The 12,576-nt window shown below is 67.0% G+C and carries 11 protein-coding genes; all 11 read right to left on the bottom strand.

The window, feature by feature from the left end:
• Positions 1-20: 20 nt before the first annotated feature.
• The 11 genes from ACFY30_RS18610 to ACFY30_RS18560 all read right to left on the bottom strand — a co-directional run bounded on the left by ACFY30_RS18610 (position 21) and on the right by ACFY30_RS18560 (position 12,492).
• Positions 21-809 (bottom strand): ABC transporter permease, encoded by a 789-nt coding sequence (locus tag ACFY30_RS18610; protein WP_390846242.1) that lies wholly within the window; start codon positions 807-809, stop codon positions 21-23.
• Positions 806-1,540: an ABC transporter permease gene (locus tag ACFY30_RS18605; RefSeq protein WP_390846241.1), complete on the bottom strand. Its 735-nt coding sequence runs from the start codon at positions 1,538-1,540 to the stop codon at positions 806-808. The genes ACFY30_RS18610 and ACFY30_RS18605 overlap by 4 nt, the downstream gene beginning before the upstream one ends.
• 59 nt (positions 1,541-1,599) lie before the next feature.
• A complete protein-coding gene (locus ACFY30_RS18600) occupies positions 1,600-2,598 on the bottom strand; it encodes an ATP-binding cassette domain-containing protein (RefSeq protein ID WP_390846240.1) in 999 nt (332 codons plus the stop codon).
• 64 nt (positions 2,599-2,662) lie between these two features.
• The gene (locus ACFY30_RS18595; RefSeq protein WP_390846239.1) at positions 2,663-4,015 is read right to left on the bottom strand and encodes a condensation domain-containing protein; all 1,353 of its coding nucleotides are present in this window, start codon (positions 4,013-4,015) and stop codon (positions 2,663-2,665) included.
• A 15-nt stretch (positions 4,016-4,030) separates the two neighbouring features.
• On the bottom strand, positions 4,031-4,798 hold the full coding sequence (locus ACFY30_RS18590) for a class I SAM-dependent methyltransferase (RefSeq protein ID WP_390846238.1): 768 nt from the start codon (positions 4,796-4,798) through the stop codon (positions 4,031-4,033).
• A complete protein-coding gene (locus tag ACFY30_RS18585) occupies positions 4,731-6,083 on the bottom strand; it encodes a condensation domain-containing protein (protein WP_390846237.1) in 1,353 nt (450 codons plus the stop codon). The genes ACFY30_RS18590 and ACFY30_RS18585 overlap by 68 nt, the downstream gene beginning before the upstream one ends.
• On the bottom strand, positions 6,080-7,537 hold the full coding sequence (locus ACFY30_RS18580; RefSeq protein ID WP_390846236.1) for a hypothetical protein: 1,458 nt from the start codon (positions 7,535-7,537) through the stop codon (positions 6,080-6,082). The genes ACFY30_RS18585 and ACFY30_RS18580 overlap by 4 nt, the downstream gene beginning before the upstream one ends.
• The gene (locus tag ACFY30_RS18575) at positions 7,524-8,441 is read right to left on the bottom strand and encodes a hypothetical protein (protein WP_390846235.1); all 918 of its coding nucleotides are present in this window, start codon (positions 8,439-8,441) and stop codon (positions 7,524-7,526) included. The genes ACFY30_RS18580 and ACFY30_RS18575 overlap by 14 nt, the downstream gene beginning before the upstream one ends.
• Entirely contained in the window at positions 8,411-9,484 is a 1,074-nt protein-coding gene (locus ACFY30_RS18570; protein WP_390846234.1) for a hypothetical protein, read from the bottom strand. Before ACFY30_RS18570 ends, ACFY30_RS18575 begins: the two co-directional genes overlap by 31 nt.
• Positions 9,481-10,929, bottom strand: a complete 1,449-nt coding sequence (locus ACFY30_RS18565) for a hypothetical protein (protein WP_390846233.1) — start codon at positions 10,927-10,929, stop codon at positions 9,481-9,483. Before ACFY30_RS18565 ends, ACFY30_RS18570 begins: the two co-directional genes overlap by 4 nt.
• Before the next feature lie 30 nt (positions 10,930-10,959).
• Positions 10,960-12,492, bottom strand: a complete 1,533-nt coding sequence (locus ACFY30_RS18560; RefSeq protein WP_390846232.1) for a radical SAM protein — start codon at positions 12,490-12,492, stop codon at positions 10,960-10,962.
• Between the last annotated feature and the right edge of the window lie 84 nt (positions 12,493-12,576).

Raw genomic sequence — 12,576 nt, 5'->3', positions numbered from 1 at the left:
GGGGCCGGCGCAGGGAGCAGTCAGGATCCGGTCATCTCGTACCTTCTGAGTCCTGCCCGCCAGATCAGGCACGCGACGGCCAGCGCACCCAGGGACGTTGTCGGTATCCAGAGCAGATGCGCACGATCACCGAACAGCAGGAACGTGACGGGAAAATAGGAGGTGACCGCGAACGGAAGAACCCAGGTCAGGACCCAGCGGACAGTCGGACGATACAGATCGAGCGGGAAGCCGGCGAACTCCGACAGCTCGTTGGCCGCGTGCATCACCGGGTAACTCGTGGTGGTCCAGAAAGCCAGGGAAGCGAACGCCAGCTTGACGGAGAAGTACACCACGGCGCCGAGGAGCACCAGGATCGGAGTGAGCGCGACAGCCACGACCGGCGGCACACCCAGTGTGAGATGGCCGGTCGCATAGGCCAGGAGAGTCACGCCGGTGATCAGGTCGCCCAACGCATCCGGCCAGAAGAACCGATCGGAAACCAGCAGAAACAACGGACGCACCGGGCGGATCAGATAGCGATAGAACTCGCCGGTCCGGACGTACTGTCCGCTGAGCATCCAGAGGTTGTCGGTGAAAAGCCGATCCAGCCCCCGCGGAAGAAGTGCGAACCCGAGAAGAAACAGAGCATGGTAATAACCCCAGCCGTAGACGCTCGGGACCAGGGCAAAAACGACGTGGACCAGGATGATCTGTGCGCCGACCCGAATAATGAACCCAAAGGCGCCGAGTAGGAAGTCGACGCGGTATTCCGTGAGCCGGTGGAGGCTGACGCCGCACAGGAACAAGGTCAATTTGATCTGTCTCATCCGCCGAGCACCTCGATCTTCCGCATGGCCCCACGCCACAGCACTGTGCATATGACGAAAAGGGCAGCCGACCAAGCACACTGGCCGAAGATGACAAGAGCGGCGTCGGACAATCCTTCGTAACGTCCGAGCAGCAGTTGGACCGGCGTGTTGATCATGCTCTCGAAGGGCAACACCCTTGAAATTCTTGCCAATATGGGGGGCATCAGGTCGATGGGGACAAGGCTCCCGGAGAATATTCCCACGAGGGCGGTGACGACGACCCGCACACCCCATATGTTGGTGGTGACCAGCGACGCCACTCCGGTGAGAAAGCTGATTTCGAATCCGATGATCACCGAGGGTATCGTCGCCAGCAGGAACAGGCAGACTCCCAGGAGTGACGGGACCTCGATCTCGAAGAGCAGACCGAATACAAGGATGAGTGGAACGCCGATTAGCAGTGCGTTGACGAGGATCACCGGCAAGCTGACCATGAATCTGACGATGGGATAGCTGACCGGTCGCACAAGAGAGATCGAGATACTTCCGCGGAGCACGTCACTGCTGATCTCTGAATCAGCCTGGTTCATGTTGACCACGCTCAGCAGTTGTGCGGCAAGCAGATACGTGGTGATTCCCTGCTGACCGAAGCCGGCGATCTCGTCGCCTGGAGTCTGAGCGATCACCGCGCGCCAGAGGAAGACGACGAGTGCGGTGGACACCAGGGACGTGGCAAGGTTCGCCAGCATGAGAGACCGGTATTCGAGTACCGTCTGCAGGCTGGCCGAGGAGAAACACAGATAGCGCCTCATGTGGTCTGCCCAGCCCCGTAGATCTCCCGCACCACGCTTCCGAGCTCGGGCTCGGGTGCGTAGAAGTCGGTGATGTCGAAGCGCTCCAGGAGGCGGCTGAGCACCTCTTTCGAGGTGAGGTGATCGATCGGGTAGTCGACCCGTATCCGATGGCCGCCGACCGCGGTCGCTCTCGCCTTGGGAAGTGCCTCTTCTATGGCGGCGATGGCCGCCGAAACGTCTTCTGAGCCGCATTCGAAAGAAATGGATCGGTACGCTGCGGTCGAAATCAGCTCTTGCAGAGTTCCCTGATGTATGACTCTTCCTCGGTCGACCACAAGAACCTGGTCGCATATGGACGTGATGTCGCCGATGTCATGGCTGGTCAGCAGCACGGTGGTGCCAAGCTCTCGGTTGAAATGATTGATCAGTTCCCGCACCGCATCCTTGAGAATGACATCAAGGCCGATGGTCGGCTCGTCCCAGAAAACGACTTTGGGGTCGTGGAGAAGGCTGGCGGCAATCTCGGCCCGCATCCTCTGGCCGAGGCTCAGCTTCCTTACCTGCGTGCTGGCCAGTGCGTCGATGTCGAGATATTCCTGAAACAATCGCAGATTTCGACGGTAGACCTCGTGGGGGATGTCATATATGCGTTGCAGGATGCGGAAGGAGTCGGGAACCGAGAGATCCCACCACAGTTGGGTCCGCTGCCCGAAAACGACTCCGATCGATTGCGCGTTGGCTCGCCGGTTGCGGTACGGTTCGATTCCGTTCACCAGGCAACGCCCAGAGGTGGGGGTGGTTATGCCGGCCAACATCTTGATGGTCGTGGATTTTCCCGCCCCATTAGCGCCGAGGTATGCCATCTTGGCGCCGGCCTCCACGGTGAATGAGATACTGTCGACGGCCCGATGTGTCTCATATTTTCTACTGAACAGGGTTCCCAGGCTTCCGCGAAGCCCGGGGCGCCGCTCATACTTACGAAACTCTTTGGTCAGTGCCTCTGCGCGGATCAACTGATGACTCCCGAATGTAGACGTCCATGTCGCATCCCTGGTGCTTGCTCGGGGACGAGAGGATTCAACGCGGGATCGTGAGAAACTCCCGCACAGCCAGTTCCTCCACGTCCTCGAGGAACCGGGCGGATTCTTCACTGGACAGCACAGTCGTATCGGTGCGCAGCGACGTGAGAACGGCGTGTGAAGTGTTCTGAGCCCTCAGGAAGAACCTCCGCCCGGTTCGGTCCTGTGCAGTGCCGGGCATCTTGAGTTTCCGCGTCCGGGAACGAAGAGCTTCGATGAACTCGGCACCGGCCGGGCTGGGGGACGGGGGCAGTCCTGCGTGGGGTTCCAGAATCACAATGGCATTGCAAGAGAGGTCGACACCCTGCCCTCGCTCCCGCACGATGTCTTCGACAGCTGCCCCGAGCAGGGGCGGATTCCATTTCGCAGCGGAATAGGCCGACACGGACGCCCGCCAGGTCCGGCGTACTGCTTCCCGAAAATCCGCCCCCGTCAGCTCGACCGTCAGAGGAGCGTCCTGGTAAAGTGGTCCGGTGGCCGTTCTGTCGCTCGGGCTGAAACGGTTGTGACATCCCAGGAGAAAAAAGGATCTCGGCTCTCCCGACAATTTTCCCAGACATATGGAGGAAAGGGTCAGGAATATGACGGTCGGGCTGACCTTCAGATGAAGCGACAGGTCTCGGATCGCGACGGCCAGGGCTTCGGATTCGGCGTATATTTCCTGGAACCGCGGCGACTCGGGAACCGGTGAACGTCCGGAGAAAATATCAGCCGGAGCATTGGTCAATTGCTTTTTCCAGTACTTGATCGAACGCTCGGAGACGGCCTGCCCCTCAGGGCTCCGTTCGCGTTCGGACTGGTCCAGGGGATGGATTCTCGCCGCGACGGTCCGCTCCTCGCCGGGCGCCGCCCATGACTGTCTGATCTCGGCCAGGAGATTCCGCAGGTCCCAGCCGTCCGTCGCCAGGTGAAAGATCACGATGACCAGGTGGCGCGGGCGGAGTTCGCTGGTCACGACGCCGGCCCGGATCGGGAAGTCGTCCAGCGAGAAGGGCACACTCCGCAGTCCCGCGGCAAGGGCGTGCGCGGTCGAACGGGCCTCTTCCGCCCGTGCGGTCCGCTCCACCACATCGAGGGTGCCACCGGACGGCACATGCTGCCGTGGTTCCCCCGACGGGTCGACGGAGTACGTGGTGCGAAGGGATTCCCGCTGCTCGAGGAGTTTCTGCAGGGTGGTCAGGACCTCGGGCAGACTCACATCATCCGGCACGTCGACTATCTCGCTCAGGTTGAGGTGCTCGTGACGCGGGGCGAACTTCTCGACCTCCTCCCAGAGCCATCGCTGTCCCCAGGTGAGCGGAGCGTCGCCGGTGCGCTGCCCGGAGAATCGAATGCTGTGATGCATCGTCATGATCCAGTCTTCCGGTCAATTCGGTGCGGACGGCGGGCGTACTGCTTCGATGACGACGGCCTCCAGGACGCCGTCCGGATAGCGCGCGAGGTGGGTACCGGGAGGGGTCGCGAAGTAGACGCTCTTGTCGATGGTCATCGTCTCGATGTCGACGAAACCGGCGTCGGCCGCGAAGTCGACCAGCGCCTGCTCGGTCAGCAGGGACTTGTGGTTGCCGAACTCATAGGCCATACGGTTGGCCACCCGCAGAGGTGTCGCCTCTGTCGGCCGCCAGCGGTGCATCCGGGCGTCCATCCGTTTCTGCAGCTCTGTGCGCTCGTTCTCCTTCCCCTGGAGGAGGTCGCAGACGATCAGCGCGTCCGGGCAGACGATCCGCACGATGCCTCCCGGCCGGAGAATCCTGAAGAACTCGTCGAAGACGGCGGGGATGTCGTCGAACCAGAAGTGCTCGACGATGTGCTCGGCGAGCACGACGTCCACCGTGCCCTCGCCGAAAGGAAGCGGCTTGCGCAGGTCGCAGCGGTAGACACGCGGTCCCTTACGAAAGTCCAGACCCACCCAGCCGGCGTCCGGAACCGTGCGGCCGGACCCGACGGAGACCCGGATCGGGCCCGGGCTCCTGCGCAGGTCCTTGTGGAGTCGGCGCGTCTCCGCGGACTGAACGACAAGGTGGTGGAACACGGCCCGGACGGCGTCCCACAGGTCGCGCCAGATGTCAGCGTCGGTGAAGGGGGGCAGTCCCCAGTCCGTCTTGTCGGGATTCCGGAAAACCGGTGTACGCATGCCTCGCTTCCCATCTTGGCGGATCCGATCCGGTCAGGAGCAGTCGGACGGTGCCCAGCACCAGGTCGACTTCATCGGTGGCGTAGCGCGCGGGGTCGTAGCGGCAGCCGAGCACGGCACCGTCGGCCGTCTCGGTGAAGGAGAGGTACAGCCCGGCCTCGTCGCCGAGGCCGATGGCTCCCGTCGGGGGACGGGGCAGAAGGCGGGCCCCCAGTGCTTCGAGCACAGCCGGCGCGGTGAGCAGGGCCACGGTCACCACGGCGGGGCGCGTCGGGCCGGGCGGCGACGGGGCGAGCCGGTCCCGGACCACGTCGTAGGGGGCGGACTGGTGGGCCAGCTGCTTGACCCAGGTGTGCCGGACATCCTCGACGACCTGGTGGAAGTCGGGGTTCGCCGCGTTCGGCAGCCGGAACCGGACGAGGTTGGCGATCCAGCCGACGGTCGAGGCGAATTCGGCGGACCGGCCGTGCACAGGAAGCCGAACGGTGATGTCCGGTCGGCCGGACAGCCTGGACAGGCCTGCCATCACCGCCGCCAGGAAGTACAGGAACGCCGTCACGCCCTGCTGTGACCGGAGTTGCCGCACCCGTTCGGCTTCCTCACGGGAAAGGGCCGCTCTGCGCTGCTCGATCCTGCCGGACAGCGGGGCGTCCTGACGGGAGCAGAAGGGGAGGGGCACACCGCGGTCCGGTGCGGTCCCGGCGAGATGCTCACGCCAGTAGGCCATCATGTCGTCCGTCCCCGGGCCGTACCTGGCCTGCTCTCTCGCCACGAAGTCGCCGTAGCTCGCTCCGCGAGGCCCGTCGGGCTCCTCCTCGGAGGCCAGTTCACCGATGAGCTGGTCCAGGGAGTGGCCGTCGCAGATCATGTGGTCCAGGGTCAGGGCGAGTCGCTGGCGGCCGGATCGCAGTTCGAGCAGCAGGCATTCCCACAGCGGCGCCCGGGAGCGGTCGAACGCCGAGGTCTCGTGTGCCCGCAGTCGCGCGTCCGCCGCGGCGTCGGTCAGCCCGGTCTCCACGCGCAGGGGCACCCGCACGCAGTCCTCCACGACCTGGGTGAAGGCGGACGCGACGATCCGGGCACGCAGCATGGGATGGCGGGAGGCCAGCGACGCGAGCCGCCGCTCCAGGCGGCTCGCGTCGACGCGTCCTTCCACGTCCCAGGCGACGTGCATGTTGTAGGGCGTCGCACCGCGGCTGCGGTCCCGGAGGATCCGGCCCCGCTGGGTGACGGAGAGCGGCCAGACGGTCGGCCTTCCCTTCGCCGGCGTCGACCGCCCTGTCACAGCGCCGATCCGAGACCGCGAACGAACCGCAGGCAGGGCTCGTCGGGGAACACACGATGCGCCTGGGCCACGTTGTGCTGCAGATCCTCCTCCAGGCCGGGATCGGCCGCGCGGTGCGCGGCGAGCAGGTCGGCGAACTGCCGTGCCGCCTTGGCGAGGTCGGTCTTGTCCTCGATCCGCACATAGCGCCAGCCCGGGCCGTAGACCCCGTCGAGCGCGTTGTAGACGGTGGCGGCGAAGGGCAGGCGGGCCGCCGCCGCAAGGGCCGGGCCCAGGCCCACACTCTCGACATCCGGGCGATTGGGGGTGTAGAAGACGCCGCCCGCGGTGGCCTTGGCGACGTGCAGCAGGTCGACCTCGTCCAGCCGCCATGTGCCGGCCTCGTCCTGGTTGCTGCTCAGCGGGACGCCGCCGAGGAAGCGGACGGCGTCGCCGATGCCCTCGTCCTCCACCGTCGTGAGTACCTCCCGGCTGTAGTCCGGGTCCTCCTGGAGGCTGCCGAAGACGGCGAGCACCGGGCGTGGGTCACCACGCCGCTCGCACTCGCGCACCAGATCCGCGAAGAGCCGCACCGCGACCTCCACGCCCTTGACCCGGAACACGCGCACCGGCACCAGGACCACGGGGCGGGTCGGCTCGATCTCCTGCTGGGCGAGGAACTCCTCGTGGCGTGTCTGCAAAGGCCCCTGGGGACGACGCGGCAGGACGTACGGGATCAGCGTCGGCTCCAGCCCGGTGGGGTAGGAGCGCCCTTCGTCCTGGAGCTGCTGCGTCGGCACGACCCACCGCTGCGGCGCCACCGGTACCGGTGTGAAGACGTTGGGTGCGTGCGGGTACACCCGGGTCTCGCCCTCGTGCACCGAGTAACTTCCGAACAGGTCGTGGTCCCACAGGATCAACCCCCCGGGACGGCCGTCCGACCAGTAGGCGGCCGCGGCACGGTGCAGCGCCAGCGTCACCGGGGTGGCGTCGGAGAGCGTCATGTTGACCCCGACCATCCAGTCGATCCGCTCCTTCTCGAGCCACGACAGGAAGTACTCCTCGTACGGCGCGGCCAGCTCCTCGATCCGCTCGGTGACGGCGGTCCGCTGCTCGGCGGTGAGTTCGTCCGCCCTCTCGATGTCCGAGCGCAGGCCGAGCCACTCCTCGGCCAGTCCCGGCCGGTCCGGGACGGGCGTCGCGTCGGTGACCTCCAGCCACTGCGGGTAGCCGAGCCCGGGCGCGCCGGCCGGGTAGAACACGGCCTTGTCCGGCCGCCAGGAGTACCCGAGGTCCGCGGTGATCGGTAACTCGATCCCGCCGCACTCGGCGCGGACGAGGTCGACGATGTTCCGGAAGATCGTCAGCAGACCGCTGACGGGCAGTCCGTCGCCGCAGACGAGGGCGACCCTGGCCCCGCGCCTGCCCTGGTGCTCCGTCGCCGCGTCGGCCTTCGTCACGTCAGATGCCGGCATACGCCATCCTTGTCTCGGCTTCGTCGCGCTCCAGCGCATCGAAGTTGTCCAGGTGGAACTTCTTGGCGTTGAAGGCGCGGACCCACAGGCCGGCGGCCCAGCACAGCTGCAGTTCGTTGTCGCTCAGCGTGCGTCCGCGTGCGATCTGGTACTCCTCCATGAAGGCCTCCGTCTGTTCGACCGAGGCTCCCGCACCGGTGGGCCCGCCATGGAACATGGCGGCGGCCTGACCGATGATCACCACTTCGGGCTCGTAGACCACGCTGTCCCAGTCGTGGACCGCGAGCGGCCGGCCGTCGCGGAACTTCACGTTGCGGCCGTCCCAGTCCCCGTGCCCGATCACGCAGGCGGCGTCGCGGACCTCCTCGAGCCGTCGGCGCACGGCCGCACCGAGTTCGTCGACCCACGCCGTGACCGAGCACCGCTCGGCGTTGAGGTCGACGTCCCGGTCGTCCGGGACCGGCCAGACGCCGTTTTCCTCGTGGTACCAGTGGACCCAGGCAGGGGCGGGCCGCAGCAGTGGCTGTGGGTCGAACCCCTCCGCGCGGGTCACGAAGTCGCTCAGCAGATGTGCGAACAGCTTCGGAGCGTCGGCGGGTGCGGGTGGCTCGTCCCCCGGTACGCAGGTCTCGGCGCTGGCGACCTTCCCGCCCAGCGGCGAGGGACCGGCCAACGGCTGCGGGCACGGGAAGCCCGCCTCCCACATCCGGCCGTGCACCCAGGTGCACGACTCCAGCCGCGCGTCGCCGTCGCGGACCTTCACCACCACTTCGCGGCCGTCCGCCAGACGCAGGCCGTGGACCGCAGACAGGTTCCCCGTGCTGAACATGGGTTCCGCGACGGGGGAGCCCATGTGCTCGAGGCACCAGTCGCTCAGCGCTCGCTCGTCGATGTCTGCAGGCATCGTTCTCCCTTCGAGGGGCCGTTCGTCCGCCCGTCCAGTGCCGGGACGGCGAACCGGACCCCGTCGGAGCCGACGTGGCGCGCACGGGTGCGTGCGGGATCGCGCATGACCACGGCCTTGCGCAGCCACCGGTCGGTGCCGTCGTACCGGGGCCGAAAGGGGGCGCGGCCGTGGACGAAGCGTTGGTTGTCGAAGAATAGGACGTCCCCGGCGTCCAGAGCGACCGGTCGGATCTTCGCCTCCAGACGGGCGCACACCTCGGAGAAGGCCCGGGCGGCGCGTCCGTCGCCGGGCAGCGTGGTGGTGTAGGCGGGGTCCACGCGTAGACGAAGAAACGTTCCCTCTCTGGTCACCACCGGTCTGAGGCAGCTGATCTCATTCTTCGTGCCGAGCCCTTTCAGATGCTCGGGGTCGGCCTTGATGAGGAACCGTGGCTCGCCCAGGACCTCGAGGTCCAGACCGTCGGTGTCGATCTCGTCGATACCGGCCAGCGTGGTCGGGACCCGATCGGGGTTGCGGATCGCGAGCAGGGCGAGGACGTCGCACCGGTCGTCATGGAACGCGTCCTCGACGTGGAACTCCAGTGGTGCGACGCTCCCCGCTCCGGTCTGCGCCTGCTCGTGGCCGCGGACCGGCAGGATGTCGTTGAGGAGGCGGCCGTCCTGGAGCGACGACCAGCAGAACAGCTCACCGAGTTGCCCCGCGAGCAACGTCAGCCAGAAGTCCTGCAAGGTCGTGGCGTCGAGGTCCCGCTCGCTCCAGTGCGCCGGGGTCGGCGGCGCCTCGTCGAAGGACATCCCGCGGACCACCAGCGCGCCGCGGGAGTCACCGGTGTGCAACTGCTCCAGCTTCGCGCGCAGTTCGGACGGCAGCACATGACTCAGGTCGCGCAGGGACGCGAGGTAGGTACGGTCGTCGGCCCGTCCGTGGTCTTCCCGGAGCGCGGCGAGATGCCGCAGCAGAGCCTCGCGGTCTTCCGGCAGGACCCGGAACTCGGGTATCGGGACCGGGAGGCCGGGGTGAGCCCCGCGGTTGGTCGTCATGCTCGTTCTCCAGCTTCGATCGTGAGCGGGCCGGGCGGGGCAAGGGCGTCGGCGAGTTCCAGAAGGAAGCCGTCCCACGCGTCAGGGGGAAACCGCTCTTCCACGACGGCCCGATTGGCGATGTCCTCGGCGTGCATGCCGGTGCTTCGACGCCGCGCACACATCGCGGCGCGCAGCACCGTGGCCGCCGCGGCGATCCCTTCCGGATCGGTCGCGACGCGTACGCCGCGGAACCGGTCCCCGTACACGGCGTTGAACGCGTCGTAGGCGGTGTAGGCGCAGGGGATGCCTGCCTGCGCCGCCAGGGCCGGCCCGAGGCCCACCGATTCCACATCGGGCCGGCTCGGTGTGAACAGCACGGCGCCGCCGCCGGCCGCCGCCAGGCGGAGCAGGTCCACCTCGTCGAGCCGCCAGCGCCCCCGCGCGTCCCGGAACGTCGTCACGGGGACGCCGTCCAGGAACAGCACGTCGTCCGCGACCCCGCACCGGCGCGCGTGCTCGCGGAGTTCGGCCGCGTACGCGGGGTCCTCGTCCAGCTGGCCGAAGACCAGCAGACAGGGCGGCGGTTCCCGGTCGGCGAGACTCTGTTCGCGCATCTCGGCCAGCAGGGTCAGGGCGATCTCTATTCCCTTGGGACGGAAGATGCGGGCCGGCACCAGCAGGATGGACCTGTTCCTGTCCAGGCCGTTCTCGGCCATGAAGGTCAAGTGCCGGGGCTCCAGGGCCCCGAGAGGGATGCGCGGCAGCAGGTTGGGGAGCACATCGGGCTTCACCCCGGCGGTATAGGTGGCGGCCTCGCTCGCCAGCTTCTCGGTGATGACCACCCAGCGTTCGTCCGCACGACGTCCCGGGACGGGAGTGAACTCGTTGGGCCTCAGCGGGTACACACGGCGGGCGTTCTCGTGGACCGAGCAGCTGTCGAACAGGTCGTGGTCCCAGAAGACGATGCCCCCCGGCCGCCCGGAACCCCAGCGCGCCTCCGCGGCCTGGTGCAGTGCCAGGGTGACACCAGGCGCGTCGCTCAGCGTCATGTTGACGGCGATGAGCCAGTCGATGCGGTGCTCCTCGAGCCACGCGCTGAAGTACGGCCGATACGTCTGCGCGATCTCGTCGATGTCGCCGCGCAGCACCTCACGCTCGTCGGCACCGAGCTGATGGGCCTCGGCGACCCGGTCCCTGATGGACAGGAACCGGCTCGCCAGCTCCGCCGCCGGCAGACGTGCCGGTGGCGCCTGGTCGCGGACGCGCATCCAGGAGGGGTAGCCCGCTGTCGCCGGCCCTGTGGGGAAGAAACGTGGTTTGTCCGGCCGCCACGAGTAGCCGAGGTCCGCGTGGACCTCCGGCTCGATCGCGCCCAGAGCGATGCCGCGCTCGACGACATTGCGCAACACGGTCAGCAGACCGCTCACCGGAACGCCGTCACAGCACACAACAGCAAGCCGCATTGCACCCCTTTCTCCGACGACATCCACGGCCTACTTGATCTCGGTGTTGATGATCGCTTCCACGAGGCTCTGGCCAGGAGTGGTCAGACGGATCTCGCCTGCTGCCCGGTCGATCTCGGCCAGCCCGCGGTCGCGCAGCCGCTCGAAGATCGGCAGCCACCGCTCGGAGAACAACGAGGAACCCGGGAAGCGCTCCTGATGGATCTCCTCGCGCAGCGGCTGGCACGTGGACATGGCCATGCGTACCGACCTGGTCTCCCGGCCCTGTTCGCTCAGAGCGGTGATGGCGGTCAGCGGAAGCCGGCCGGCGGAGACGGCATCCAGATACTCGCGGGGATCGGATGTGATGTTGCCCTCGGAGTGGCTGCTCCAGGTGTAACCACCAAGCCCGATGCCCAGGTTGGGCACCTGCTTGTCCTGGTCGAGGTTGAGCGAGCGCCAGATCGGGGCGCCGACCTCCTTGCGGGGGAAGTACGTCGTCGGATGTTCGGCGTACCCGGCGGCGTCCAGCGCCTGCACCGCACCGGCCCGCATCTGGTACTGGCGGCCGAGCGTCGGCCAGCTGCGCCCCGAGGCCGCGATCCGCTCGCGTACGTCGACGCTCTCCCACACCGCCGCGGAGACATGTCCGATCGCGGTGTCCACACTGGAGAAGGAGCGCAGGTGGAGCTTGGTCATCACGACCGTGGAGAAGTCCAGGTCGATCATGCGGCGCACGTCGGAGAGGTAGGCACCCACGTCCTGGCCGGGCAGGCCCCACACGAGGTCGGCGTCGACCCGTGCGAATCCGTGCTTACGGGCGAAGCGGATCGCGTCTTCGGCCTGTTGGCCGGTGTGCCGGCGGTTCGCGAGGGCCAGGAGCTCGTCGTCGAAAGTCTGGATGCCGTAGGTCAGTTTGTCGAATCCGAGGCGCCGCAGCCCGATGATCATCTCCTCGTCGAGCGTGTCCGGGCTCCCCTCCGCCCGTAGCGAAGTGACGGCAGGATCGAAAACGAAGTGGTCGGCGTAGAAGTCCATCAGCCGCTCGATCTCACTGAGCGGGAAGACGGTGGGGGTGCCGCCGAACAGGCAGAACTCGCGCACCGGCACCTCGCGCAGGGCCGGCACCGCCTCGAGCCAGAGCCGGGCCTCGGCGATGTTCGCGTCCACCCAGCGGCGGGCGCTGCCGGCGGCCCGCTCGGTCCCCGGGTTCACGATGAGGAGAGGGAACTGGCAGTAGTGGCAGCGGTAGGCACACAGCGGCAGGTAGGGCCACAGGTGCAGGGATCCCGCGGCCCGCAGTTCCGCGTCGAGGTCGGCGAAGAACTCCTCGGGGCCGTCCAGGTTCCGATCGCCGGGGAAGACATGGGTGAAGGCGTCGGACGTGACGTATTCGAGCAGATGGTCGTTCTCGGGGGCGGACAGGATCTTGCACTCGTCCGGCTCGGGGTAGTCGGGATCGAGATCGCGCAGGCCGGCGAGGGCGTCCTGTCTGCTGAATGCGGCCCGCGGCGCCTCGATCTGCACGTCTTCCTTTCCGCGTTTCTTGGACAGCAAGTTCTGCGAATCGTCGAGCTCGTTCATCAATGGTGAATTCTCTTTCGTCGTGAGCGACGCGGCTCGCCGAACAAACAGCCCACAACGGCCGGAGGGATCACTGGGCACCCG

The organism is Streptomyces sp. NPDC000345, assembly GCF_042898825.1.
GTDB lineage: Bacteria > Actinomycetota > Actinomycetes > Streptomycetales > Streptomycetaceae > Streptomyces.
Note: the sequence above shows the minus strand (reverse complement) of the source record. Positions and strands in the feature narration are given on the sequence as shown.